This is a genomic window from Yinghuangia soli (assembly GCF_021502675.1).
Classification (GTDB): domain Bacteria; phylum Actinomycetota; class Actinomycetes; order Streptomycetales; family Streptomycetaceae; genus Yinghuangia; species Yinghuangia soli.
Map to the genome: position 1 here is coordinate 46843 of NZ_JAKFHA010000037.1, position 26532 is coordinate 73374.

Genomic DNA, 26532 nt, shown 5'->3' on the forward strand with positions numbered 1-26532 from the left:
TTGGGTCAGCCCACGCAGCTCTTGTCGTCCGCGGTGTTCTGCTGCAGTTCCTCAGCCGTGGGCGGCTTCGGGGCCTGCGACGCGGGAGGCTGCTGCGGGGGCTGCGAGGCAGGTGCCCCGGTCCCCGGTTTGCCGGACCTGGTCGGGGTCTTCGCCGGCGCCGGATCATTGAGGCCGGGGAAGTCGAGTCCGATGACGACTTCGAAGGTGGTGGCAGTGGCCGAGGCCGCCTCCTCCAATGCGGTCACCGGTATGCCGACGGCAGCGGCGAGTTGCCGGGCCGCGTCCTGTTTGCCCTTGGGGTAGACCACCGAGCTGTTCGCCCGGACCGTTGCCGACTTCGCCTGATCGGGCTTGGCCTTGTAGCCCGCGGCGGACAATTGGGTCGCCACGGCTTGAGCCTTGGGCACGTTGGTCGTGTTGCGCACCGAGACCGTCATGGTGGCCGGGTCGACGGTGGGCGGCGGCGGTTCGGTCTGCGCCGGCGGCTCGTTCGAGGCGATCGGCTGGGCAGGGGCGGTGGGATCGCCCTTGGTGAACGCGACATCACCACGGATTGCCGCCCACAGGTTGTTGGCCTGAGGCTGCTTGGGCTGCACACGGTTCGTGTTCGCGGGGTAAGGCTCGTACGGCAGCGTGGTGAACGCCATCCGTTTCTCGGGCACCTTCTTGATCTCCTGGCCGAGGTCCACCAGCTTCTCCAGGCGGTTCAGCCCCTCGTCCACCTTGATGTTGCCGGTCGCGGCCTGCGCGATCTTGAAGAGCGCGGCCGGGTCCTTCCAGGTCGCGCTGGTCTTGATCTCCCGGGCGAGCGCCATCATGAACTTCTTCTGGCCTTCGATGCGGGCCAGGTCGCTCTCCGCCGGGTAGACGTGCCGGGCCCGCAGGAACTGCAGGGCCGATTCGCCTTCCAGAGTCGCCACCCCGGGACCGACGTCCAGTCCGGTGCCGCCCTCCTTGTCGACCGGATCGTGCATCCGGCGGCAGAAGTTCAACGGCACACCGCCGACGGCCTTGGTCATCTCCTTGACGCCGTTGAATTCGATCATCAGCCAGTGGTCGATCTGGACGCGGAGCATGCGCTCGACAGTGGCGACCGTGCAAGGCGGACCGCCGGGCTTGAGCAGGCTCTCGTTGAACATGACCAGTTCCCGGGCCGGCTGTGTCTTCTTGCCTCCGTCATACAGACAGGGCGGCTGGTAGACCATCGTGTCGCGCGGGATGCTGACCACCGTCGCATTGGAGCGGTCTGCCGACAGGTGCAAGAGCAGCGTGGTGTCGGCGTGGCCCTCCTGGCCCTTCAAGCCGTATTTGGTGTTGCCTTCGCCGATGCGGCTGTCCGAGCCGATGAGCAGGATGTTCATCTGCTTCCGGCCCTTTTCGTCCTTCTCGGCCGGTGCCACGCGGTCCGGGTCGGCGCTGTGCTTGTCCGTCTGGATCCGGCTGTTGAGGTACTCGTAGTAGCCGTAGAGGGAACCGGCCAGCACCAGGAGGATCAGGCCGAGGGATATCGCCGTGCGTTTCAGGCGGCGTTTGGCCTTGCTCCGCGGCGGAGGTGCGGTCCGGGTGGCGCGGCGGCCAGGGGAGCGCACGGGCTCGGATTCCGGTTCCGGTTCGGAGGCGTACGCGGACTCGTCCTCGGGGTCGTCGTCGCCGTAGTAAGCGTCGCGGTCCGGCTCCTGGGCGGCAGCCCCGGCGGCGGTCTCGTCCGGGGTGCGCAGCCGGTAGGACCCGGTGTCCGGGTCCATGACCCACATGTCGGCGATGTCCGCGTCGTCCAGCGCCCCCAGCCCGCCGTCGCGCTGCTGCGGTACCCGCTGCTGGTCGTGCTGCGGATCGTACGGTCCCTGCGGACGTCGGTGCCCTGAAGCCATGCCGTGCATCCCCTCCCCGGCGCTGTTCCTCGGCGGTCCGCGGGCGCAGGACCGGAAAGTGTCCCTTTCGACCCGCCCGCGGACCGTCCATGAGCCAAAAGCGGTGCCCTGCCTACCTCTTCTTTCCGGTCGAGATGCAGGACGTGTTGTCCGCAGTGTTGAGCTTGAGCTCCTCGGCCGGCGGGACCGCGATCGGCGGTGCCGAGGCCGCGGTGGTGCCGGGGGCGCCCGCCGTTGTGCCCTTGGTGGGCGCGGCGCCGGTGAGCCCGGGGAAGTCCGAGCCGATGACCAGCTCGAACGTGCTGCCCGCCGCGGTGCTTTCCTCGATCGCCAGCGGCGACATGCCGACCGCGGCGGCGATCTGCTTGGCCGTGTCGGCCTTGCCCTTCGGGTACTTGACGACGCTGTTGTCGCGCGGCGTACCGCTGTTCGCGGTGTCCGCCGTCGCCTTGTACTTCAGCTCGGTCAGCTGAGTGGCGACCGCCTTGGCCTTCGGGTACTTGGTGGTGTTGCGGACCGTGACCCGGACCGTGGACGGGTCGACGGTGGGCGGCGCCGGCGGGGCGGCGACCGGTGTCTCGGGAGCCGCGCCGGGCACGGGTGCGGCCGGATCGCCCTTGGTCACGGCGGTGTCGGTGCGCAGCGCTTCCCACAGCTTGTTGGCATCGGGCTGGCGCTGCTGGACCCACGCCTCCGGGTTCCCCGGGTAGGGCTCGATCGGCAGCGTGGTGAAGGCCATCCGCTTCTCGGGGACCTTCTTGATCTCGTTGCCGAGCCCCACGAGCTTGTTGATGCTGCCGAGGCCCTTGTCGACCTGCAGGTTGCCGGTGGCCGCCTGGGCGATCCCGATCACCGCGGCCGGGTCCTTCCAGGTCGCGCTGGTCTTGATCTCGCGCGCGAGGGCCATCAGGAAGCTCTTCTGCGCCTCGATGCGGGCCAGGTCGCTGCCGTCGCCGAAGGCGTGCCGGGCGCGCAGGAACTGCAGCGCGTCGTTGCCTTCCAGGCGCTGCGGCCCGGCGGGCAGCTTCAGGCCGGTGCCGCCCTGCTTGTTCGGGCGTACGGGGTCGTTGATCGGCTCGCACAGATTGATCGGGACGCCGTCGACCGCCTTGGTCATCTCCTTGACGCCCTTGAAGTCGATCATCAAGTAGTGGTCGACCTGGACGCCGAGCATGCGCTCGACCGTGGCGACGGTGCACGGGGCTCCGCCGGGTGCCCGGAGCGTGGTGTTGAACTGCACCTTGTTCGTGGACGCCGGCTGTACGCCCTTGTCGTACTTGCACGACGGGCGGTCGACCATCGTGTCGCGCGGGATGCTGACCATCGTCGCGTTCGAGCGGTCCGCGGACAGGTGCATCAGGATCGTGGTGTCGGCCAGGCCCTCGTGGCCCTTGTCGCCGTACCCGGTGTTGCCTTCGCCGACCCGGGTGTCGGAGCCGATCAGCAGAATGTTGAGCGGTACCCGGCCGAACTCGTCGGCGGCCGCCTTGGGCACCTCGTTGGCGCCGCTTCGCTCGGTCTTCTTGATGCGGTTGTTGAGGTACCAGTAGTAGCCGTATGCGGCCCCGGCTATGACCACCAGGACGACGGCCAGGCCTATCGCGGTCCACTTGAGCCGCTTCTTGGCCTTGCTCCGCGGCGGCGGCGCGGCGGCCGCGGCCGTCCGGCGCGAGGTCCGCGGTTCGACGTCCGGTTCGCTGCGCTGCGGCGCGACGGTACGCGCCCGCGAGCCGCCCGCGCTGCCCGCGGAGTCGCGGTAGAGCGAGGCGAACGGGTCGTCGTCGTCGGGTTCGCCGCGGCGCGGTGCCGGGGCGGCCGGGCCCGGCGAGCGGAGCTGGTAGTTGCCGGTGTCCGGGTCCATGACCCACAGGTCGGCGACGTCGGCGTCGTCGAGGCCGTCGAACTCGTTGTCCGACTGGCCGTGCCTGGGCGCGTTGCGTGCGTTCACGACCCGCTTCCCCTCCCGGCTACCTGTGGTTCGGCATGCGCAGCTCCCCGGTCGCGCGTTGCTCGTGCGTACGAAAGTGTCACCCTAGCGGCCGCTTCCCGGCTTCATGAGCACACGTCCTGGTCCACTGTGCGACCGGTGACGGTGACTATCGGGCCGGTCGGGACCGGTACCGCGGTGGTCGCCCCGGAGCTGGGCGAACTGCCGTCGGTCGGCGCCGCGGTGGCGTCCGGCGATGCGGACCCGGAGGGGTCGGCGGTGCCGGTCGGCGAACTGCTGCTGCCGTCGGTCTCGGCGGTCGGGGAAGTGCCGGCCCGGGGAGTGCGGGACGGTACGCCGGGCTGCGCCTTCCCGGTGGGCGTGCTGCCCGGCCGCAGGGTCGCCGGGCCATCGCCGTCGGGGTCCGCGGTGCCGGTGGACGTGCCGTCGCCGGGCGTGCCGCCCGGGGGCTCGTCGGGCAGCACCGGGTTCGGGTCGTCGATCCGGACCGAGCCGCTGTCCTCCACGCCGTCGCCGTCCGCGTCGACCCCGGGTTCGGGCTTGCCGACCGCGACGCGGTCGTAGCGGATCGCGGTGAACAGCGCGTCGGCCTCCGGTTGGACCAGCTCGTCGCGGTTGGTGTTGTACCGGTACTGCTGCCGCGGCACGGTCAGGAACGCGGACTTGTCGGACGGGATGCCCGAGACGCTCTTGGAGAGCTTGGTCAGCTCGTCGAGCGAGTCCAGCCCCGGGTCGGCGGTGATGGAGCGCGTGCCGGCGTCCAGCAGGCTGTACAGCTTGATCGGGTTGAACAGCACGCCGTTGGACTGCACCTTGTTGAACAGCGAAGCGAGGAAGCGCTGCTGGCGGACCATGCGCTGGGTGTCGCTGCCGTCGCCGAGGTTCTTGCGGGCCCGGACGTACGCGAGCGACTCCTCGCCGTCGAGCTCCTGGCGCCCGGCCGGCAGGTCGAGCTTCGCGGCCCGGTCGCGCAGCGGCTCGTCCAGGCACACCTCGACGCCGTCCACCGCGTCGACCATGCGCTTGAAGCCGGTGAAGTCGATGACGATGTGGTGGTCGATCTGCACCTGCGTCATCTGCTCCACGGTCTTGATCGTGCAGGCCGAGCCGCCGATCTCGAACGCGTGGTTGAACTGGTCCTTGTAGGCGCGCGAGGTGGTGCCGTCGTCGCGCACGCAGGACGGGATCTGGACCATCAGGTCGCGCGGGATGCTCACCGCGACCGAGCTCTTCCGGTCCGCGGAGAGGTGCAGCAGGATCGTGGTGTCGGAGCGCTTGGTGCCCTCGCCGATGTCGCCGTACTCGATGTTCTCGCCGGTCCGGTCGTCCGATCCCATCAGCAGGATGTTGACCGCGCCGTAAGCCTCGGGCATCACCGGCGGCCGGGACGGGCCGATCTTCTCCGCCACGTACTCGGTGGTGATGTTGCCGTCGAGCTGCCGGTAGAGCACGAACGCGGTCACCCCGGCCGCGGTGGCCAGCACCGCCATCGCGACCGCCATGCTGATCAGCACACGCCGCCAGCGCCGCTTGCGGCGGGCCGGGTGCGCGATGAGCACGGGGGCGGCGGGCAGGACGGTCTCCTCCGGCGCGGCTGCGGCGGGCTCGGCCGCGGGCGCCGGTACGGGCTCGGACGCAGGGACCGCCTCGGCAGCGGGCTCGGGGGTGGCCTCGGCTGCGGGCTCGGCCGCGACTGCAGCCTCGGATGCCTCCGGTTCGGCCGCCGGCTCGGCGCTCGCTGCGGCCTCGTCGTTCTCCGCCGCATCCGCGGGCGGGACCTCGGGCACGGTCGGCTCCCCGGATGCGGCGGTCTCCGCCGGATCCGGACCTGCCGTACTCGGGTCCTGCTCGCTGCTGGCCACCAGGTTCCGCTCCCTGCCGTGCGACATGAATCGGCCCCCGTGTCCGGAAGTGCGCAGGTGCGAACTCCGGGTGGCCGGTGTCCAGATAGACGTACCGACGGAAGGGTGAGTTGCATGTTGCGCGGCGCATGTGACCTATGTCACATCACGATGGAGTGACGTGCCGCGTTGCAGCTGTCCGGCGGTAGGCAGGCACGGTACTTTGCGCTGTTCAGGTGAGGAAAGCCGGGGTGTGATCAGGTGGCCTTGCAGATGTCCTGATCCCCGTCGCGCGTCGCGACCTTCAGCGGCGGTGCCGAGGTCGCCGGTGCGGCCACTCCCGCGGGCGCACCCGGCGGAGTGATCCCGGTGTACGAACTCCCGATGGTCAGGACCACTTGCTGCGGCGCCCCGCTCTTGGGCGCCAGTTCGGAGTTCGGCACGGTGGCGGCCAGCGTACGCGCCTGGCTGGCGAGCCCCGGAGCGTGCTCGATCGTGGTGGCGGCGGCCTGCTGAGGCGCGTTGCCGGTCGACTCGACCACGAACCCGCGCCGCGTCAGCTCGTCGCCGACCTCGCGGGCCACCCCGGGCCGGCCGGTGCCGTTGAGCACCTTCACGTGCACCTGCGACGGCGGCACCGCGCCCGGTGGCAGCGCAGGCGGGGCGGCGGACGACGGGGGAGAGGTCTGGGCGCCGCCGGGGGCACCCGGGGTGCCCGGTGTCCCTGCCGTACCCGCAGTCCCGCTCGCCGCCGGCGTTCCCGGCTTGCCGACCGGTGCCGCGCCGGCCTGGACCGGGGCGGAAGCCGCGCCCGGCTTGCGGCCGCTGATCGGCTCGTCGGTGTTGATGGCCTGGAAGAGCCGCTTCGCGTCCGGCTGGATCAGCTCCAGCCGGTTCTTGTCGGTCGGCGAGTCGAACACCGGCACGGTGACGAAGGTGATCTCCGACGACTTGATGCCCTGCACGCTGCGCGCCAGGTCGACGAGCGCCTTGACCGAGTCCAGGCCTTCGTCGGCGCGGATCGACTTGGTCATCGCGTCCGCGAGGTTGAAGAGCCGGGCCGGGTTGAGCAGCACCTTGCTGCTGGTGATCTGCTTGGCGAGCGAGGCGATGAAGGCCTGCTGGCGCTTGATGCGGCCCAGGTCGCTGCCGTTGCCGCCGATCGCCTCGTCGTGCCGCAGGCGGACGAAGTCGAGCGCCTCCTTGCCGCCGACCTTGCGCTGCCCGGCGGCCAGCGAGATCTTCCCGGTCTTGTCCTGGACGGCCTGCGGCAGGCAGATCTCCACGCCGCCGACCGCGTCGACCATGCCCTTGAAGCCGGAGAAGTCCACGATGATGTGGTGGTCGATGCGCATACCGGTCATGCGTTCGAGGGTGTTGCGGGTACAGGCCGCGCCGCCCAACTCGTAGGCCGAGTTGAACATCTGGCGGGTGCGCTCTTCGGACTTCGAGCCGCTGCGCAGCACGCAGGGCGGCACGGTGACCAGGATGTCGCGCGGGATGCTCATGACCACCGCGCGCTTGCGGTCCGCGGACAGGTGCACGAGCAGCGTGGTGTCGGAGCGCTCGCCCTCGTCCTTGCCGCCGCCCAGCGCCTTGTTGGCGCCGGCCCGCGAGTCGGAGCCGATGACCACCAGGTTCAGCGCCCGGCCGTTGCCCGGCTCGGGGCGGTCCTGGCTCAGCTTGCCCTTGACCGCGTCGGTCTTGATGTTGCCGTTCAGGGTCCGGTAGGCGACGAACGCCCCCGCCACACCGGTCAGCAGGAGCAGCGAGCCGACGATCGCCAACGGCAGCACCACCTTGCGGCGCCGGTTGCGCTTGCGCCGCGCACGGCGCTCCGCGGCTCGGCCGCCCCTCCCGTCCGCGGCCCGGCCGCCGTCTCCCGATGCGCTGCCGGACGGAGTACGCCTCTTGGCCATGCCCCGTCGTCACCTCCCCGCACGCAGTTGCCCCGGTCGGTGTGACGGCGGACGCCCCAGGTGTCCGGCCGGGGTTCAGCCTTCGGAATCAGTGATCGTACGGGTGACGCGCTCGGTCGAAATCCGTCGTTCCAGGGCGGATTCGTCGATCTGTTCGAGGTTTCTGCACAAAACCACAGGTACGGCCGCCGCGAGCGGGGCAAGGAGGCCCGCCCGCAAACCACCCTCACGAGTGAACGGCAATGCGCTCAAAAGGCGGTCCCCGGACGTCAGCCCCCACTCCGCGGCCGCATCGGCCCCCGCCTGGCCGACCTCCGCCGCGGTCCGCGTCCGGCCGTCCAGCTCCAGAGCCTCGGCATCGGCGCCCACCGGCACATAGGGAACGAACCGGTCGCCATGCCCGGCCACTTCCGCCGCGTAGTCCAGGAACCCGGCCGGCACCTCGGTGAACCGCGCCCCCATGGGCCGCAGCGACAGCGCCACCCGCTCCCCGCCGCACGCGCGTGCCGCGTCCAGCGTGTCCGGCCCGCTCACCACCAGATCGGCCCCTGCCGGGTCGCCGTCCGGCACCACGACCAGCCCCACCGCCCAGCTCGCCATCAGCCACACCTGCGCCTGCCAGTGCGCGGGCAGCAGCAGAGCCAACCGCTGCCCCGGCTCGGCCCCCAGGTCGTCCTGCAGCAGGTTCGCGGTCTTCGCCACCCAGTTGTCGAACGTCGCCACCGACAACTCGACCCGCTCCCCGGTCGCGTCGTCGTAGAACGTGGTGAACGGGCGCGTGGCATCGGCCGCCATCGCCGCACGCAGCAGCGACACAGGAGTCTCAGGCATCCCGCCACTCTACGGACCCGCACCGCAGCCTTCGGACACCCCGCACACCCACCCGCCACACCTCCGCCGGCCCGCACCCCTCGGCCACGTCTCGCCCTGCCCGCTCACTCCGCCCCGACCCGCCGCCGGACCGACTACCCGCCGCGCACGCCACCGTCGCTCGTCCCGCCCCTCTTCCCCGCGTCCCCTGCGTCTCCTCGTTCCCCTTGCCCCGTCCTCGTTGCCTCCGTCCCCGCAGCCGCGGGGATCTGCGCCATCCGGGTGGCGTTCCTCGGATCAGCACTACACGCACACCACGGAGGAACCAGACGTTGGTGTGCGAAAGCGCACCCCGTACGTGACCGCGAGTGAGTCGGAGAGCCTCCTTGTCCGCCAGGAAAGCCTTGTGCGCCCCGCTGTTGGCCGCCGCTGTCGCGATCCCCTTGGCCATCCCGTCCGCTGCCGCGGCCCCTGTGCCGATGCCCGCGCCGGTCTCAGGTGCGACGCACACCACCGCACTGCGCGGCGTGGACGTCGTCGCCGCCCGCACCCCCGTCCCCGGGGCCGGCCGCACCATGGTCCTGACGCCGGCTCAGACCACCCGCAGCTTCTCGCTCGTCGGCGTCTCCTGGGACGACCCCGCCGCGAGCCCCCGGCTCGCGGTGACCGTCCGTACCAGGACCGCCGGGACCTGGACCGACTGGCGCACCCTGCGCGTCGGCGGCGACGGCACCGGCATGTACGCCGAAGACGCACCCCGCCCGGCCACCGCCCGCGGCGCCACCGAGCCCCTGTGGGTGGGCCGTTCCGACGGCGCGCAAGTACGCGTCGGCCTCCTCGGCGGCGAACTCCCGCGCGGCCTGCGGCTCGACCTCGTCGACCCCGGCGTCTCCGCCGCGGACTCCCGCATCGGCCCCGCCGCGCAGTCCGCGCCCCGTACCGCCAGCCGGCCCGCGATCGTCGGCCGCGCCGAGTGGGGCGCCGACGAGACGCTGCGCGACCTGACCTTCAAGTACACGAACACCGTCAAGGCGATGTTCGTGCACCACACCGCCGACAGCAACGACTTCACCTGCGCCGACTCGCCCGCCGTGCTGCGCTCGATCTACCGCTACCACGTGAAGACCAACGGCTGGGCGGACATCGGCTACAACTTCCTCGTCGACCGCTGCGGCACCATCTACGAAGGCCGGGCCGGCGGCGTCGACAAGCCCGTCAAGGGCGCCCACACGCTCGGCTTCAACAACGACACCGCGGCGGTGGCCGCGATGGGCACGTACACCGGGACCGCCCCGCCCGCCGCCCTCGTCGACGGCCTCAGCCGCGTCCTGGCCTGGAAGCTCGGCCTGCACGGTGCCGACCCCCTCGGCAAGGCCGAACTTACCTCCGCCGACAGTGGCAGCAAGTTCCCGGCCGGCACCGGCGCGCGCTTCAACGTCATCGCGGGCCACCGCGACGCCTTCAACACCGAGTGCCCTGGCCAGAAGCTCTACGAGAACCTGTGGCGGCTGCGCCGCGGCGCCGAACGCCTCATGCAGTAGCCGACCGCCGCCGAGCCCCTCGGCGAGCTCCTCGACGAGCCCTCGTCCGACCGCTTACGAGCCCTTCCCGACCATCCGCTCCAGCCGCTCCACAAGAGGCTCGACCACCGCCTGCGGAGTGAACCGCTCGCGTGCCAACTCCACCGCCGCGGTACGCAGCCGCACCACCTCGGCCGGATGCCCGGCCAGCCGCCGCAGGGTGTCCGCGAGCGCGTCCGGGTTCCCGGCCGGCACGAACCGCGCGGCGCCGCCCAGCATCCGGTGCTGCGGCGCGGTGTCCGAGGTCACCACCGCGCAGCCGGCCGCCGCGCCCTGGAACACCTTGTTCGGCACCAGCCGCAACGCCTTGGCGCCCGTACCGAAAACCCCCAGGCACACATCGTGCCGGGCCACCAGGCGCGGGAGTTCGGAACCGGGCACCCAGGCGTGCCAGCGCACCCGCGGATCCTGCCCCACCAGGTCGCGAGTGCGCTGGAGCTGAAGGCCGCGGCCGACCAGGGTGACGGCGAGCGGGTAGCCGTCCAACTGTCGCAGTGCCGCCCCGATCACCGTCGCCCCGTGCACGGGCGAGAACAACCCGTGCGCGACGATCCGCAACGGGCGCTCCCGGCTTGCCGGTTCGATCGGCGGCACGAGATCGCCGCCGATGTCCCGACCGGCATCGAACCAGTGCGGAGCGGCCCCGATCGGCACCACCACGGCACGTTCCCGATCCGCCGCGGCCAGCACCCGGCGGTGCTCCTCGGTGTCCACCAGGATCAGATCCGCGGCATGCAGCGCGGACGCCTCGACCCGCATCGCGACGCGCAGCCCCACCCGCGGGGGCCGCCCGGTCCGGTCGGCGACGTCGTCCACGCTCTCCAGGTGGTCCAGCACCAGCGGCACCCGCGGGAACAACCGCCGCGCGACCTGGATGTCCACCCGCCCCTGATAGCCGCACAGCACCACATCGGGCTTCGGCAACCGCCGCGCCCGAGCAGCCAGTTCGGCCAGCTTCCCGGCGTGCCGCATGCGCTTGCGGGGAGTCCCGGCCCGATGCCGCGGCGGTCTCGCCGGGCCCGCGTCGTCCTGCCCGAGCGCCGCGTTGCACACGACGACGTCGACCCCCTGACGCTGCAGGCCCTCGACGAGGATCCCGACCCGGGGGTGCACGGTCGTGTCATACGTGCCGAACACCATCACCCGCATAAGCCGATTGTGCGCAGCGTGACGGCCCGAAAACCAGATGTAGGGGCAACTAGCTCGCGTCCCGCCTCCGCGCAGGTCCCCCCGCTTGCGTGGCCCGCGCCCCTCCGCAGCCCCCGGCCGCGTCGTCGTACCCCCATTGCGTTCCGGCCCGGTCGGGTCCCACTCCACCCCACCCCGTTCCGGCCCTTCCCTTACGTTCCCGCCCGCCCTCCCTCGTCGCCGGCGCGGGACGCGCAACCGCGCGGGTCTGTCCGAGCACGGTGTTACCGTTTTGCGGCCGCGCACGCAGCGCGTCAGTCCAGGTGAAGATCCGGTCGGCAGGAGGGGGCGCGGTGGAGCAGACCCGCACCTGGCGCCCGCCCTACGAACTCGACCTGCGCCTCACCCTCGGCCAACTGCAGCGCGGCAACAGCGACCCGACCTACCGCACCGCACCCGACGGCTCGGTCTGGCGCAGCGCCCGCACCCCCGACGGCCCCTGCGCCCTCCGCATCACCGCCTCACGCGCGACCGGCGAGGTCACCGGCCAGGCCTGGGGCCCGGGCGCAGCCTGGCAGCTCGACCGCCTCCCGGCCCTGCTCGGCGCCGACGACGACCCGGACGCCTTCCCGTCCCACCACCACCCGCTGCTCCACGACGCGTTCCGGCAGCGCCGGGGCATGCGCATGCCCCGGACCGACCTGGTCCTGGCCGCGCTCATCCCGTCGATCCTCGAGCAAAAGGTGACCACCATCGAGGCCCGCAAGGCCTTCAAACTGCTGGTCCACTGGCACGGCGAACCCGCCCCGGGCCCCGTCCCCGACGGCCTCCGGGTCATCCCCGACGCCGCGACCTGGGCCCGCATCCCCACCTGGGACTGGCACCGCGCCGGCGTCGACCACAAGCGCTCCCGCACCATCATGGAAGCGGTACGCGTGGCCCCCGCCCTGGAACGCACCGCCGCCGCTACCCGCCAGGAGGCCTCCCGCCTCCTCAAGCTGGTCCCCGGCATCGGCGTGTGGACCACCGCCGAGACCATGCAGCGCTCCCACGGCGACCCCGACGCACTCTCGGTCGGCGACCTCCACCTGTGCAAGCAGGTCGGCTACGCCCTCACCGGCACCCCCGCCGACGACCCCCGCATGCTCGAACTCCTGGAGCCCTACCGCGGCCACCGCCACCGCGCGGCCCTGCTGATCCGCATGGCCGGCCCGAGGACACCCCGCAGAGCGCCCCGCTTCGCCCCGCGCGACTACTCCCGCATCTAGCGCGGCGGGTAGGTCGGGAACCTAGAGGTGTCCAGGTCCGCCCCGTACGGCATCGGCACGGGCTCGCCGAACTGATATCGCGAACGGTCCTGGTAGACCTTGCCGTTCGGGCGGGAGTAAACCGTGATGGTGCCGTCCCGCGGGTCCACGAGCACGTATGTCCCGACCCGTCCTTCGGCGTAGAGCTCGGCCTTCTCGAGCACATCGGTACGCCAATTGCTCGGGGAAACGATCTCGACGACAGCGAGTGTCAGTTCCGCCGGAATGTAGTTCGGGTTGCCCGTGATCGCACCGTCTTCGGCGAACACCACATCAGGTTCGGGCAGGTCCGAGATGGTGCTGAACTCGATGCCTTGCGTCGCATAGGCCAGCACACCTTCGGGCGCTTGCTGTCCGATGAGCATGAGGATCCGGTTATGGATCGTCGAAGCCGACGACATCATGACGATCTGGCCGCGCAGGTACTCGGTGCGGTAGTCCCCGGGGTTGTCCATGGCGAGATACACATCCCTGAATGGATCGTGTGGTCTGGTCACGTGATCACGCTCCGAAGCCCTGGGTTCTTCCTCGATGCTATCCGGCGCACTCGTGGTGCGAGCCCGGTCGACGGTGATGGTCACGCGGCGAGTCTGGACGCGTGTGGTCGTCGTCGCAGCGCGATCGGGCGAAGATCGCACCGGGGAAGGAATATCTCGCAAATAGTCGTACTAATGCCGAAGTCCCGCTCAATGAGCGGGACTTCGGTCATTCCACACCAGTAGTCGTCAGCGGACCGCGATCACATCGTCCGCGGTCCGTGCCGGGCGCTCCCGCGGCGGCTCCGCAGCGTGCCCGATCGCGATCGCGCCCATCGGGTCCCACCCGGTCGGCAGGTCCAGGACCTCCCGCACCGTGTCGCGGCAGAACATCGTGGACGACACCCACGCCGACCCCAGGCCCTCCGCGGCCAGCGCGATCAGCATGTTCTGGACCGCCGCGCCCGCCGAGACGACGAACATCTCGCGCTCCGCCGCCGTCCGTACCGCGTCCGGGTAGCTGTGCGCGCCGTCGGTGACCAGGCAAGGCACCGCCAAGTAGGGGGCGTTGCGCAGCAGATCGCCGCGCGCCACACGCCGCGCGATCGCGTCCTCGTCGAGGCCGTCGGCCCGCAGGTCGCGCACCCACGCGTCGCGCATCGCGTCCAGCAGCCGGGTGCGGGACGCCTCCGACTCGAGCAGCACGAAGCGCCACGGAACCGTGTGGTGCGGTGCCGGTGCGGTGACCGCCGCGCCGACCGCGCGGCGTACCGCGGCCGGGTCGACCGGCTCGGGGGTGAACGCGCGGATGGTCCGCCGCGCCGCGATCGCGCCCCGAGCACCCTCCCGCAGGGCGTCGTCGGTGCCCAGCCGGAACATGTCGTCCACCGAACTCCGCACGACCGCGCGGATGCCCGCGCCGTCGTCCGCGGTGACCAGGTGGTCGAGGCCGCGCACGACCGCGACCGGGACCGCACCCGCCTTGCCCTTCACCAGCTCGGCCGCGGACGCCAGTTCGTCGACGACCGCGGTGACCGTCACGGCCAGCTCGTTGCCGTGCGTGTCGGTGCGCCCGCGGTGGTCGTCCAGCGCGTCGAGCCCCGCGACGCCGATCGCGACGTCGGTGAGTCCGGTACGCCACGGCCGGCCGAAGGTGTCGCTCACCACGACACCCACCCGCCGCCCGGTCCGCGCCGCGAGTCCGGCGCGCAGCGCGCGGGCCGACACGTCGGAGTCTTCCGGGAGCAGCAGCAGCGTGCCCGGCTCGGTGTTGGACGCGTCGACCCCCGCCGCGGCCATCACGAAGCCGTGCCGGGTCTCCACGATGCGCGTGTTGCCGCGCCGTGCGACGACCCGGACCGCCTCGGAGTCGATGACCTTCTCGCGGTCCACGCCGCGCAGCAGCCGGCCCTCGGCCTTGCTGACGATCTTCGAGGTGACCACCAGGATGTCGCCGTCGAGCAAACCCGGCCCGGCCTCCGCAGAAGCCGCCTCCGCAATCAGCTCCGCAAGGTCGTCGCCCTCGCGCACCTCGGGGATCCCCGGCAGCCCGAGGACCTGGTAGCCGCGCGGCGGCGTCACGCGCCGGCCTCGGCGCGGACCTCGGCGGCCAGGTCCAGTGCCGCCCGGGCCATCGCCGCGGTGGCCTCGACGTCGGTCATCATCAGCGGCACCGCGCGGCACGGGATGCCGGCCTCCTCGACCCCCGGGACGGACGCGGCGTCCGCGGTGTCGACCAGCCAGCCGTCGAGCAGCCCGGGGCCGTAGTGCTTGGCGACCGCGAGCGCGGAGGTCTCCACGCCGACCGCCTCCAGGACCTTGTCGGCCATGCCGCGCACCGGCGCGCCGCCCACGATCGGGGACAGTCCGACCACCGGTGCGGACGCCTCGACCAGGGCGTCCCTGATGCCCGGCACGCCGAGGATGGTCCCGATGCTCACCACCGGGTTCGACGGCGGGAACAGGATGACGTCGGCCTCGGCGATCGCGGCCAGCACACCCGGGGCCGGCTTGGCCTCCTCGATGCCCACCGCGACGATCGCGTGCGCGGTCGGTTCGGCGCGCAGCTTGACCCAGTACTCCTGGAAGTGGATGGCCTTGCGGGTGCCCGGCCGGTCCGGGTCGTCGACCACCACGTGGGTCTCGACGCGGTCGTCCGACATGGGGATGAGGCGGACGCCCGGCTGCCACCGCGCGCACAGCGCCTCGGTGACCGCGCTGAGGCCGTAGCCCGCACTCATCATCTGGGTGCGCACGATGTGCGTCGCGTAATCACGGTCGCCCAGCCCGAACCAGGTCGGTTCGACGCCGTACTTGCCCATCTCCTCGCGGATGCTCCACGTCTCCTCGCGGCGCCCCCAGCCCTGCTCCTCGTTGATGCCCTCGCCGAGGGTGTACATCACGGTGTCGAGGTCCGGGCAGACCTTGAGTCCGAAGAGGTGGATGTCGTCGCCGGTGTTGCCGACGACAGTGATGTCCGCCTGGGGTTCCGCTGCCTTGAGGCCCCGCAGGAACCGAGCTCCGCCGATCCCGCCGGCCAGTACCACGATGCGCATGCCACCCAGTCTCGCAGGCCCGCCGCGGACTGCCGCCGACCGGGGCGCGACATGGGCGGGCGCCCCGCCCCACTGCGTCCGGCCCGCCTGCGCGGCGCCGCCGCGCTCAGCGGTTGCCGCGGCGCAGCGCCGAGACCGTGACGAAGAGGGCGATGGCGAGGAGGCAGCAGACGCCCGCAGCGGATAGGAACACCCCGGAGCCGACCGCCGAATTCGACAGCCCCGCGCACGCGGCGGCGGCCGTACACCTATGTACGGCCGCCGCCCAGTACTCACGCCTCGACGGGGAGCCCCTCGGCCTTCCAGGCCTGGAAGCCGCCGACGACATCCGTCGCACGGTGCAGGCCGAGGTCGAGCAGCGAGGCCGCGGCCAGGCTGGACGCGTAGCCCTCGTCGCACAGCACGATGACCCGGACGTCGAAGCCGGTGGCCGCCGGCAGCCGGGCGTCGCCCTCCGGGTCGAAGCGCCATTCGAGGTGGTTGCGCTCCACGATCAGCGCGCCGGGGACGACGCCGTCCGCAGCCCGCTGACCCGCGTTGCGGGTGTCCACCAGCACGGCGCCGGCCGCGGCTTCCTCGTACGCCTCGCGCGGCCCGATCCGGGTATAACGCGACCGGGCCGAAGCGAGCAGTGCGTCCACTCGCGTCGGCCCCGCAGCCTGCACACCCCCGGTGTGCACCGCGCTCACCAGTGCTCTCCGGAGCGCTCCACGCGCAGCTGCGCGAGCGGCTCGGTGCCGGGCCTGCTGAGCACCTCGTGGTCGGCGTCGTACATGGTCATCGCGGTCAGGCGCGGCGCATACACGTGCACGCTCACCGCGGGCTCGGTGCCCATGTTGGTGACCTCGTGCACGTACGTCGGGCCGAACACCCGGCTGCCGCCCGGGCGCAGCACGCGCTCGCGGGCGCCGGCCCGGCGCAGCGGGGTGACCACCAGCGAGCGCTCGTGCAGCTCGCCGCTGACCACCGAGAAGACGCCGGACGAACCGCCGTGGTCGTGCAGGCCGGTGCCCTGGCCGGGCAGCCAGCTCAGCAGCCACACCTCGTGGTCGTCGGCGGCGTGCAGCAGGCGGTACCAGCGGGAGACCGGGTCGTACTCGACGGTGTCGAGCGCCTGGGCGACCTCGGCGGTGTACTTGGCGGCCAGCCCGGCGAGGCGGGCCACGGACGGGCGGACCGCGGGAGCGGTCGGCAGGGCGAGTCGGGCAGGTGCGGCGAGCGGGTCGCCGGCGACCGTGATGTCACTGGACATGCGCGGGAAGTCCTCGGGAGCGGTGGCGCGGCGGGGGCGGCCGTCGCGCGGGAGTCGGACTGGTGCCGGTGGCCGACGGGCGCCGCGTACTGCTGCAGGCGGCCCGGGCCGGGGGAGCTGAGCCGGGCGCAAGGCGGCCGAGGCGCCGGCGGGAGTCCGGCGGCCGGACGCGGATGGCGTCGCGGGCCGCGGGTCGTCACCGCGGGTTCGAACCGGAAGGGGTGTGCCGGACGTACCTGGTCCTGGGCACCGCCTGCGCGGCGAGGGCGTACGGAAAGGTCGCCCTCAGCTCATACAGGTGCGACAACACAGCGCAGCGGACTCTCCACGGACGTCGGCCTGGCGACTCCGGAGGGGCATGCGGTGTGCGGACATGACGAAAAGGACACCTGCTCCAGGGGGCCGCTGTCAACTCGGCGTCCGCCTCGCGGGTGACCCGCGGGGGCGCGGATCGCCGATTCGGGTGACGAGAATGTCGGGAGGATTGAAAAAGCGGACGCTGGGGGAGTGATTTCCTGACATGTCGCCTGGCTGGTCTGCCAGGGCGGCTGTCCGCTGTGACGTCGGTCATTCCGGTGAGATTTTCGCCGGAAGCTGGGAACCCTGATGTGCGCGCGACACGTAGGTCCATTACGAGTCGGCATCGGACGGGTTGGACCGGAAGGTGCCGGCGAGGCCGAAGCGAAGCATGCAGCATCGGGACGGAAACTCGAGCTTGATTGATATGTCCGAGTTTGGTGGAATACGTCCAACCCGCGGGGTGGTGTGGTCCCGGGGGGTGAATCCGGGCCCCAATAGCAGAGCTCGGCTTGACGGGACAGTAACGACGCGCTTGTAATTTCACACATGCTGTGACCATTACTGGTCACGGCGATATAACGGGGACGTAAAAGGGTCGAGGAGGCACGCGATGGGCGAGCTGTTGCAGCTGCTGGTCGAGGACGGCGTGATGGAAGAGGAGGAGGAACTCACGTGGCAGGAGCGCGCACTGTGCGCGCAGACCGACCCCGAGTCCTTCTTTCCGGAAAAGGGCGGTTCGACCCGCGAGGCCAAGAAGGTGTGCTTCTCGTGCGAGGTGCGCGACGAATGCCTCGAGTACGCCCTGGCCAACGACGAGCGTTTCGGCATCTGGGGCGGCCTGTCCGAGCGTGAGCGCCGCCGCCTGAAGAAGCGCGCGGTCTGATCCGGACCGCCCGTCGGCCCGGACCCGGGCCGACCAGTTGTCCTACCCGCATATTCCGCCCGGGAACCTGCCGAACCCGGGCCGGCATCGTGGACCGACCTGGAGAGCAGCGCGCGGTCGCGTAGTGTGGGGCCGTCCGGCCGGGTGCCGGATGATCTCCGCCGTCGCTCCCGAGCCTCCCGGGGTCCTTAGCCCTGATGCCACTTTTCACGCAACAGTCGGCCTACGCGCACGCGCCGGCGTATCCGAGACATGTCGTCACCGCGGTCCTCGTCGCCCACGACGGAGCCCGCTGGCTGCCCGGCACGCTGACCGGCCTGCTCGGCCAGGAGCGGCCCGTCCAGCGCGTGGTCGCGGTCGACACCGGCAGCACCGACGCCACCCCCCGGCTGCTCGAGGACGCCCTCGGGCCCGCCTCGGTAATCCGCACCGACCGCACCGCGACCTTCGGCGACGCCGTCGCCGAGGCGGTCCGCACGGTCCCGGTCACGGACGCCGCCTCCCTTCCGTACTCCATCGACGGCTACGTCGCGAGCGCGGACCCCTACGGCCCGGACTCTTTCGGGCGACCCGACGACGACCAGCCCGGCGGCAGCCGCTCCGGCGAACTCGTCGAGTGGTTCTGGCTCCTGCACGACGACAGCGAGCCCGCCCCGGACGCCCTGCACCTGCTGCTCCGGGCCGCCGACGAACTCCCGTCCGCCGCCGTGCTCGGCCCCAAGGTGCGCAGCTGGTACGACCGGCGCCAGCTCCTGGAGGTCGGCACCACCATCGCGCGCAGCGGCCGCCGCTGGACCGGTCTGGAGCGCCGCGAGCAGGACCAGGGCCAGCACGACGCGGTCCGCGGCGTCCTCTCCGTCGGCAGCCCCGGCCTCCTGGTCCGCCGCGACGTGTGGGAGGCGCTCGGCGGCTTCGACCCGCGCCTGCCGTTCAGCCGCGACGACACCGACTTCGGCTGGCGCGTCAACGCCGCCGGGCACCGCGTCGTCGTCGTTCCGGACGCCGTCGTCCTGCACGCCGAGGCGGCCACCCGCGAACGCCGCCCCATCGACTGCGCCCCCGACCACCCGCACCGCGTCGACCGTGCGGGCGCCGTCTACACCCTGCTCGCCAACACCCCCGGCAAGACGCTGCCGCTGGTGTGGCTCCGGCTGTTCCTCGGCACCATCGTGCGCGCGCTCGGCTACCTCGTCGGCAAGCTGCCGCGCATGGCGCTCGACGAGTTCATCGGCGTCTTCTCGGTCCTCCTGCGCCCGTTCCGCGTCATGTCCGGCCGCCGTGCCCGCCGCCGCACCCGCGTCGCCGAGGACGCCGACTTCCGCGACCTGTTCCCGCCGCGCGGCGCCAGCGTCCGGCACGCCTTCGACTCGCTGGTCGGCAGCATCAGCCGCCGCGTCGAACCGGAAGGCGGCCGCCGCAGCCGGCACAGCGTGCTGGACAGCGGCCCCACCTCGGAGGATGCCGAGGACCTCGAAGTCGAGAACTTCGCCCGGCTGCGCGCCGTCGTGCAGCGGCCCGGCGTCCTGCTCGCCGTCCTCCTGATCGGCGTCACCCTCTTCGCCGCCCGCGACGTCCTCACCGGCGGCCGCCTGCTCGGCGGCGCCCTGCTGCCCGCCCCCGACTCCGCGGGCGACCTGTGGCACCGCTTCACCGAGAGCTGGCACGGCGTCGGCCTGGGCGGGGACGCGACCGCACCTCCGTACCTCGCCTTCGTCGCGGCACTCGGCACCGTGCTGTTCGGCAGCGCCTCCACCGCGGTCACCGTGCTGCTGCTCGGCAGCGTGCCGCTGGCCGGCCTCACCGCCTACTTCAGCTCCCGCAAGCTGGTCGCCAACACCGCCGTACGCGCCTGGGGCGCCGCGGTGTACGCGCTGCTCCCGGTCGCCACCGGCGCCATCGCCACCGGACGCATCGGCACCGCCGTCGTCCTCGTCCTCGCCCCGCTGATCGCGCGCGGCGCGGTCCAGGTCGCCGGCCTCGGAAACCTGCCCGAGTCCTGGCGCGCCGCGTGGGCGACCGGCCTGGTCCTCGCGTTCGCCACCGCGTTCGTCCCGCTCGTGTGGGTGCTCGCCGCGACGCTCGGCCTCGCCGCCCTGCCCGCCGCGCACTTCGCCGGGAACCTCTCCCGCGCACTGGTGCTGCGGGTGGCCGCGGTACTGGTCACCCCGCTGGTCCTGCTGCTGCCGTGGACCCCCTCGATGATCGAGGGCGACCGGCTCTTCCTCGAACCCGGCCTCGCCGCCGAGGGCCTGTCCGAGCGCGGCGCGAACCCGCTCGGCCTGCTGCTCCTCGACCCGGGCGGCCCCGGCACCATCCCCGCGGTGGTCACCGCCGGCCTGCTGCTCGCCGCGCTCGCCGCACTGCTGCGCGACTCGCGCCGCCGCGCGGTCCTGACCGGCTGGGCGGTCGCGCTGGCCGGCCTGCTCTTCGCCCTCGTGGTCGGCCGCCTGGAGGTGACCGCGCCCGCCGACGCCGGCAAGGTCGCCGCGTGGCCCGGCGTGGCCGTCGTCCTCATGGGCCTCGGCCTGGTGGCCGCCGCCATGGTCGGCGCCGAGGACGCCCGGTCCCGTGTCGCGGCCATGAACTTCGGCTGGCGCCAGCCCACTTCGGTGGTCGTCGCGGCCATCGCGGCGCTCACCCCGCTGGCCGCCGCGGCCGCGTGGGCCTGGCAGGGCGCATCCGGTCCGCTGGACCGGCAGGGCGGCCCGTACGTCCCCGCGTTCATCGCCTCCGACAACGCCAGCACCGACCGGGCCCGCACCCTGGTGCTCCGCACCGACGGCGCCGGCGCGGTCACCTCGACGCTGGTCCGCGGCGGCGGGCTCTACCTCGGCGACGCCGACGTCGCGCCGGACGCCAAGCAGACCAAGCCGCTGTACGACTACGTCGCGGCCTTCCTGTCCGGCACCGGCAGCGCCGACGCCGCCGGGCTGTCCAACTTCGCGATCCGGTACGTGCTCGTCCAGGCACCCGCCGACCCGACCCTGGTCAACCGCCTCGACGGCACCCCGGGACTGCTGCGCAAGTCGGCCGAGCACGGCAGCATGCTGTGGCGCGTCGAAGGCGTCAACGCCCGGGTGAGCATCCAGCAGCCGGACGGCAAGACCGTCCCGGTCACCTCCGGCACCGACAAGGTCTCCACCCGCATCGACCCGGGCCCCGAAGGCCGCATCCTGCGGCTGGCCGAACGCGCCGACGCAGGCTGGAAGGCCACCCTCGATGGCCGCGAGCTCAAGGCCCGCACCCTCGACGGCTGGAGCCAGGGCTTTGACCTCCCGGCCGGCGGCGGCCGCCTGGACATCGCCTACGAAGGCGGCGGCCGCGGCGCCTGGCTCGCCGCCGAAGGCGCCCTGCTGCTCGTCGTGGTCATCCTCGCGCTGCCCGCCCGGCGCCGCGGCACCGACGACGACATGCCGGAGGCCCCCGGCAGCGGCGGCCGCCGGGCCGCCCCGGTCCCGGCCCAGGCCGGCGAACCGGGCGACACCGGCAGCTCGGCGCTCCCCGGCGGCGGCCGCCGGGCCCGCCGGGTCCGCGCCGCGGCGGAGGCCGAAGCCGCAGCCAAGGGCACCTCCGCGCCGGACCCCACGCCGGAATCGAGCGAGGTCCCGACCGGGTCGCTGTTCCTGCCGTCGCCCAGCGCCGGCGGGGAACCGGCCGCGGCACCCGACGACGACTGGGACCTCGGGCAGTACGCCCGCGGCTTCCGGCCGCGCGAAGGAGCGCTGCCGGGCGGCGCCGACTACGACTCGGGCGCCTACGCGGCGCAGCCCGCGGGCGACCAGTACGCGGGAGCCGACTCCGGCGCCTTCCCGGCACCCGGCGCGCAGCCCGGCGGCTACGGCCAGTCCGGCTACGAAGGCTCCGGCTACGAGGGCTCCGGCTACGACACCGGCGGCGTCCCGCAGGTCCCGTACCCGGGCGGCTACGACCAGTCCGGCTACCCGCAGGACGGCTACGGGCAGGGCCAGTACCAGCAGCCCGGCCGGCCCGGCTACGACCAGCCCGGTTACGACCAGGCGGGCTACGGCCAGGGCGGTTACGACCAGTCCGGCTACCCGCAGGGCGGCTACGACCAGTCCGGCTACGACCAGGGCGGGTACGGCGCCTACGACCCGTCGGCGCCCCCGCCGTACCCCGGCGAGCCCGCCCCGCAGCACCCGCAGCCCGGCGAGGACGGCCCCTGGCCTCCGCAGCAGCCGCCCCGACCCGGAGGCCAAGCGTGAAGCGCACGACCCTCTCCCTGGCCGTGGCGGTCGCGGTCCTGGTCCTGATCGCGGGCATCGCCACGCTCACCAAGCCGTCGTCCGGCAACGCCGCCGCGCCGGCCGCCGCCAAGCAGGTCCCGGTGCAGCGCGCCGACGCGGTCTGCCCGCAGATCCGCGCCACGCCGGGTGCCGCCACGCTGTACAGCGCGGTCGCCCCGGGCGGCGGCGCGGACGCCGCGGGCGGCGAGGCGGTGCTCGCGAAGGTCGCCGACAAGGCCGAGCAGCCGGGCCGGCTCGACGCCGTCGGCAAGCCCAAGTCGGTGCTCCTGGACCAGCCGGAGATCGAGGCGCTCGGCTGGACCGCGTCCGGTGCGTACGCCCCCGGCTTCGCCGCGCAGTCCACCACGCGCCTCGGCGCGGGTCCGGGCCGCGGCCTGTCCGGCGCGGTGTGCCAGGCGCCGGGCACCGACCACTGGTTCGTCGGCACCTCGAACGCCGAGAACCGCGAGGCGTACCTCTACCTCAGCAACAGCACCAACGTCAGCGCGCAGATCGACGTCGAGCTCTACGGCCCGGACGGCCAGGTCCAGGCCGAAGGCGGCCGCAGCCTGGTCTTCCCGCCCGGCAAGTCGGACAACATCCGGCTCAAGACACTTGCCCCGAACGGCGAGGTGGCGGCCGTCCACGTGCTCGTGCGGTCCGGCCGCATCGCCGCCGCGGTCCGCGACCAGAACGGCGCGGCGGGCACCGACTGGGTGCCCCAGGCGGGGCGTCCCGGCCGGTCGTTCGTGGTGCCCGGGCTGCCCCAGGACGCCACCAACGTGACCCTGGTGATGTACGGCGCGAGCGACACCGACACCGACGTCGGCATCCAACTCGCGGGCAAGGCCAGCACGTTCACGCCCGCCGGATTCGAGTCGGCGACCGTCAAGCGGGGCCGCACCACCGTGGTCGACCTCGGCGACATCACCAAGGGCGAGGCCGCCGCACTCAAACTGACCGCGTCCCGCGCCGACATCCTGGTCGGGGTACGCGTCACCCGCGGCAGCGGCGAGACCACCGACGTCGCGTTCCTGGCCCCCACCCCGGCGCTGACCGGGCGGGCGGTCCTCGCCGACAACCGCGCGGGCGGCACGCTGGGCAGCCTCGTCTACCTGACCGCCCCCGAGGGCCCCGCGAAGGTCAAGCTGACTTCGACCCCCGCGGCCGGCGACACCGCCACCGCCGAGGTCGACGTGCCTGCGGGCACCACGGTCGCGGTGCCCGTACCGGTCCCGGCCGGTGCCGCGCAGTTCGCGCTGACCGTCGAGCCGCAGGCCGGCTCGGGCCCCGTGCACGCTGCCCGGATGCTCAGTGAACAGGCCGACAAGCTGCCGATGTTCACCATCCAGGGGATGTCCCCGGCGCGCGACTCGGTGGCGCTGCCGACGGTCCGCGGCGACATGGCGATCATGGTCCCGGAAGAGCCCGCGGCCAAGGCCAAGAAGTAGCAGGCCGACAACAAGCAGCAGGCAACAAGCAGCAGGCAACAAGCAGAGGCAGCAAGCAGCAGGCAGCGAAGCGGCGGCGCCTGCCCGGACCTCCGGGCGGACGCCGCCGCTTCGCCGTTCCACATGCAGTCCTGCGTGCCGTCCCGTGTGCCGCACTCACCCACGATCGGCCGCACCCGGGCGTGCTCGGCCGAGCACGCCTGGACCACGTGCCCGTCAGCCGTCCGGGTCGACCGTGTCCGGGTCCAGCCCCAGCAGGTCCGCGACCTGCTCGACGAGGATGTCGTGCACCAGCATCTCCAGCTCGCTGCGGCTCTCCGCGCGCAGTTCGAGCGGCCGCCGGTACAGGATGATCATCGCGGTCTCGTCCGCGGTCGCGGGCACCATGCGCCCCAGCGCCACCGGCTCGTCGGCCAGCAGCTCGGTCTCCGCCTCCGGCACGTCCAGCACCGCGAAGCGCACCCGCTCCAGTTCGGGCCAGCGTTTGGTCAGGCGCTCCACCGAGTCGGAGGCCAGATCGTCGAACTTCTCCGCCCGGGTGAGGGCGATCGGCACCGGGCGCGGCGCCAGCGGGCCGCGCATGCCCCGGCCGTGCCGGTCGCGGCGGCGCCTCCGCGGCGGCCGGTCGCGGTGGGAGGGCGGGCCTGAGTGCTCACTGTGCACGCTTTCGAGCATAGGGGCTCGGTCCCGGGCACCGCTGGAGCCCTCGCGGCGCGGCTTCCGCACACTGGTGCGAGACCCGCGCAGCCCCCGTCCCGCGGCCGCACCCGACCCGTCCGGCACCCCTGCCGGACCGGCCGCGGGACGACACGTGGGCCTGACGTGGGGCGTATGCGACCCGCGGGCGCCCGCGGTGCGGTACCGTCCATCCCCGTGAGCCCTGTACGTCGCTGTTCGCGGACTGCATGCGGCCGCTCTGCGGTCGCGACGCTGACGTACGTCTATGCGGACTCCACGGCGGTGCTCGGACCTCTCGCGACCTACGCCGAACCGCATTGCTACGACCTCTGCGCCGAGCACTCCGAGCGCCTGACCGCACCCCGCGGCTGGGACGTGGTGCGGCTGGCCCCGGATCCGGCGGCCGGCAAGCCCAGCAGCGACGACCTCGAAGCGCTGGCCAACGCCGTGCGCGAGGCAGCCCGCCCGCCCCAGCAGCCCTCGGTGCCCGAGCCCGCGGACCGCGGCGGCCCCTCCGACGGCGGCCGGCGCGGCCACCTCCGCGTGCTCCGCTCGCCGGACTCCTGACCAGGCGCTGAGCAAGCCCGCACGCCGACCGGCCCCCGCCTGGACCAGCCGGACCCGAGGGGTTCCGAACACTCCGCGGCGACTCCGCGGCCCGGTCGCCCGTTCGGTCGGATCCGGCACCGGTGTGTGCGGCGATAGGGTTTGTCCGGCCCCTGCGCGGGCCGTCGAGCCGCCCCTGCGGGGGACCGAGCCGACCCTGTGGACCCAAGCGGACGACGAGCGGAGCCCTGGTGCGCGACCTTTCCCAGATCGTGAAGGCGTATGACGTCCGGGGCGTGGTCCCCGACCAGTGGGACGCGGACACCGCGCGGGCCCTGGGCGCCGCGTTCGCCAAGGTGACCGGCGCCGAGGCGATCGTCGTCGGCCGCGACATGCGGCCCAGCTCGCCGGGCCTGTCCCGGGCGTTCGCGGAAGGCGCCGCGAGCCAGGGCGCCGACGTCACCGAGATCGGCCTCGCGTCGACCGACGAGCTCTACTACGCGAGCGGCAGCATGGACCTGCCCGGCGCGATGTTCACGGCGAGCCACAACCCCGCGCAGTACAACGGCATCAAGATGTGCCGCGCGGGCGCGTCCCCGATCGGCCAGGACACCGGCCTGACGCAGATCCGCGACCTGGCCGGGCAGGGCGTCCCGGAGTTCGACGGCAAGCCCGGCACCATCACGCAGAAGGACGTGCTCCAGGGCTACGCCGACTACCTGCGCGGGCTCGTCGACCTCACCGGCATCCGCCCGCTCAAGGTCGTCGTCGACGCCGGCAACGGCATGGGCGGCCACACCGTCCCCGCGGTGCTGGACGGCCTGCCCCTGGACGTCGTCCCGATGTACTTCGAGCTGGACGGCACGTTCCCCAACCACGAGGCGAACCCGCTCGACCCGAAGAACCTCGTCGACCTGCAGGCCAAGGTCCGCGAGACCGGCGCCGACCTCGGCCTGGCCTTCGACGGCGACGCCGACCGCTGCTTCGTGGTGGACGAGAAGGGCGACCCCGTCTCGCCGTCCGCGATCACCGCGCTGGTCGCGGTGCGCGAGCTGGAGAAGCACCCGGGCGCGACGATCATCCACAACCTGATCACCTCGTCCGCGGTGCCCGAGATCGTCCGCGAGCACGGCGGCACCCCGGTGTGCACGCGCGTCGGGCACTCCTTCATCAAGCAGGAAATGGCCGAGACCGACGCCGTGTTCGGCGGCGAGCACTCCGCGCACTACTACTTCCGCGACTTCTGGCGCGCCGACACCGGCATGCTCGCCGCGATGCACGTGCTGGCCGCGCTCGGCGCCCAGGACGGCCCGCTGTCCCGGCTGGTCGCCGACTACGACCGGTACGTCGCGTCCGGCGAGATCAACAGCCAGGTCGCCGACCAGGCCGCGGCCACCGAGAAGGTGCGCGCCGCCTACGCCGGGCAGCCCGGCATCGTCGTCGACAACATGGACGGCATGACCATCGGCGGCGACGACTGGTGGTTCAACCTGCGCGCCTCCAACACCGAGCCGCTGCTGCGCCTGAACGTCGAGGCCAAGGACGCCACCACGATGGCCGCGCTGCGCGACGCGGTCCTGGCCCTGATCCGCGGCTGACCCGCCCGCGGGCCGGGACCAGGGCTCACCCTCTGGTGCCGGCCCGCGCACCGCGCGGCCTCGACGGCCTCCGCGCGCCACGCCCCTCGCCCTCCCGCCCGCGCAGGCCCGGCGAAACGCCGCCTCCGTGCGCGCTCCCGTT

The 26532-nt window shown here is 72.8% G+C and carries 19 protein-coding genes; 7 read left to right on the top strand and 12 right to left on the bottom strand.

The window, feature by feature from the left end; genetic code table 11:
- Positions 1-5 precede the first annotated feature (5 nt).
- The 5 genes from LZ495_RS36505 to LZ495_RS36525 all read right to left on the bottom strand — a co-directional run bounded on the left by LZ495_RS36505 (position 6) and on the right by LZ495_RS36525 (position 8413).
- Positions 6-1874, bottom strand: a complete 1869-nt coding sequence (locus tag LZ495_RS36505; protein WP_235057456.1) for an LCP family protein — start codon at positions 1872-1874, stop codon at positions 6-8.
- A gap of 112 nt (positions 1875-1986) precedes the next feature.
- Positions 1987-3822 carry an LCP family protein gene (locus LZ495_RS36510; protein WP_235057457.1) on the bottom strand — a complete coding sequence of 612 codons (1836 nt, stop codon included), beginning with the start codon at positions 3820-3822 and terminating at the stop codon, positions 1987-1989.
- Between the two features lie 104 nt (positions 3823-3926).
- On the bottom strand, positions 3927-5711 hold the full coding sequence (locus tag LZ495_RS36515) for an LCP family protein (protein ID WP_235057458.1): 1785 nt from the start codon (positions 5709-5711) through the stop codon (positions 3927-3929).
- 209 nt (positions 5712-5920) lie between these two features.
- A complete protein-coding gene (locus tag LZ495_RS36520) occupies positions 5921-7582 on the bottom strand; it encodes an LCP family protein (RefSeq protein ID WP_235057459.1) in 1662 nt (553 codons plus the stop codon).
- Between the two features lie 75 nt (positions 7583-7657).
- On the bottom strand, positions 7658-8413 hold the full coding sequence (locus tag LZ495_RS36525; protein WP_235057460.1) for a TIGR03089 family protein: 756 nt from the start codon (positions 8411-8413) through the stop codon (positions 7658-7660).
- A 365-nt stretch (positions 8414-8778) separates the two neighbouring features.
- Between LZ495_RS36525 and LZ495_RS36530 the strand changes: the two genes are divergently transcribed.
- Complete coding sequence (locus LZ495_RS36530) at positions 8779-9933, top strand: peptidoglycan recognition protein family protein (RefSeq protein WP_235057461.1); 1155 nt, start codon at positions 8779-8781, stop codon at positions 9931-9933.
- Between the two features lie 54 nt (positions 9934-9987).
- Here LZ495_RS36530 and LZ495_RS36535 read toward each other — a convergent pair whose 3' ends face one another.
- Entirely contained in the window at positions 9988-11121 is a 1134-nt protein-coding gene (locus tag LZ495_RS36535; protein WP_235057462.1) for a glycosyltransferase family 4 protein, read from the bottom strand.
- Positions 11122-11453: 332 nt separating this feature from the next.
- Here LZ495_RS36535 and LZ495_RS36540 point away from each other — a divergent pair, with 332 nt between their 5' ends.
- On the top strand, positions 11454-12368 hold the full coding sequence (locus tag LZ495_RS36540) for a DNA-3-methyladenine glycosylase family protein (protein ID WP_235057463.1): 915 nt from the start codon (positions 11454-11456) through the stop codon (positions 12366-12368).
- On the opposite strand, the gene LZ495_RS36545 is transcribed toward LZ495_RS36540, so the two are convergent.
- The 5 genes from LZ495_RS36545 to LZ495_RS36565 form a co-directional block, all read right to left on the bottom strand.
- Entirely contained in the window at positions 12365-12988 is a 624-nt protein-coding gene (locus LZ495_RS36545; RefSeq protein WP_235057464.1) for a Uma2 family endonuclease, read from the bottom strand. The genes LZ495_RS36540 and LZ495_RS36545 overlap by 4 nt on opposite strands.
- Before the next feature lie 144 nt (positions 12989-13132).
- Positions 13133-14464 carry a coenzyme F420-0:L-glutamate ligase gene (locus LZ495_RS36550; RefSeq protein ID WP_235057465.1) on the bottom strand — a complete coding sequence of 444 codons (1332 nt, stop codon included), beginning with the start codon at positions 14462-14464 and terminating at the stop codon, positions 13133-13135.
- Positions 14461-15438, bottom strand: a complete 978-nt coding sequence (gene cofD, locus LZ495_RS36555) for a 2-phospho-L-lactate transferase (RefSeq protein WP_235057466.1) — start codon at positions 15436-15438, stop codon at positions 14461-14463. Before cofD ends, LZ495_RS36550 begins: the two co-directional genes overlap by 4 nt.
- Before the next feature lie 272 nt (positions 15439-15710).
- Positions 15711-16127, bottom strand: coding sequence for a rhodanese-like domain-containing protein (locus LZ495_RS36560; protein WP_235057467.1), 417 nt, complete (start codon positions 16125-16127; stop codon positions 15711-15713).
- Positions 16124-16690 (bottom strand): cysteine dioxygenase, encoded by a 567-nt coding sequence (locus LZ495_RS36565; RefSeq protein ID WP_235057468.1) that lies wholly within the window; start codon positions 16688-16690, stop codon positions 16124-16126. The genes LZ495_RS36560 and LZ495_RS36565 overlap by 4 nt, the downstream gene beginning before the upstream one ends.
- A gap of 910 nt (positions 16691-17600) precedes the next feature.
- On the opposite strand from LZ495_RS36565, the gene LZ495_RS36570 reads away from it, so the two are divergent.
- The 3 genes from LZ495_RS36570 (at position 17601) to LZ495_RS36580 (ending at position 23568) form a co-directional block, all read left to right on the top strand.
- Positions 17601-17873, top strand: coding sequence for a WhiB family transcriptional regulator (locus LZ495_RS36570; RefSeq protein WP_235057469.1), 273 nt, complete (start codon positions 17601-17603; stop codon positions 17871-17873).
- Positions 17874-18070: 197 nt separating this feature from the next.
- Positions 18071-22096: a glycosyltransferase gene (locus LZ495_RS36575; protein WP_235057470.1), complete on the top strand. Its 4026-nt coding sequence runs from the start codon at positions 18071-18073 to the stop codon at positions 22094-22096.
- The gene (locus LZ495_RS36580; protein ID WP_235057471.1) at positions 22093-23568 is read left to right on the top strand and encodes a DUF5719 family protein; all 1476 of its coding nucleotides are present in this window, start codon (positions 22093-22095) and stop codon (positions 23566-23568) included. The genes LZ495_RS36575 and LZ495_RS36580 overlap by 4 nt, the downstream gene beginning before the upstream one ends.
- Positions 23569-23784: 216 nt before the next feature.
- Here LZ495_RS36580 and LZ495_RS36585 read toward each other — a convergent pair whose 3' ends face one another.
- Entirely contained in the window at positions 23785-24231 is a 447-nt protein-coding gene (locus tag LZ495_RS36585) for a metallopeptidase family protein (protein WP_308268696.1), read from the bottom strand.
- Positions 24232-24399: 168 nt separating this feature from the next.
- On the opposite strand from LZ495_RS36585, the gene LZ495_RS36590 reads away from it, so the two are divergent.
- Both LZ495_RS36590 and LZ495_RS36595 read left to right on the top strand, forming a co-directional pair.
- Positions 24400-24813: a DUF3499 domain-containing protein gene (locus LZ495_RS36590; protein ID WP_235057472.1), complete on the top strand. Its 414-nt coding sequence runs from the start codon at positions 24400-24402 to the stop codon at positions 24811-24813.
- 230 nt (positions 24814-25043) lie between these two features.
- Complete coding sequence (locus LZ495_RS36595; RefSeq protein ID WP_235057473.1) at positions 25044-26390, top strand: phosphomannomutase/phosphoglucomutase; 1347 nt, start codon at positions 25044-25046, stop codon at positions 26388-26390.
- Positions 26391-26532: the final 142 nt, after the last annotated feature.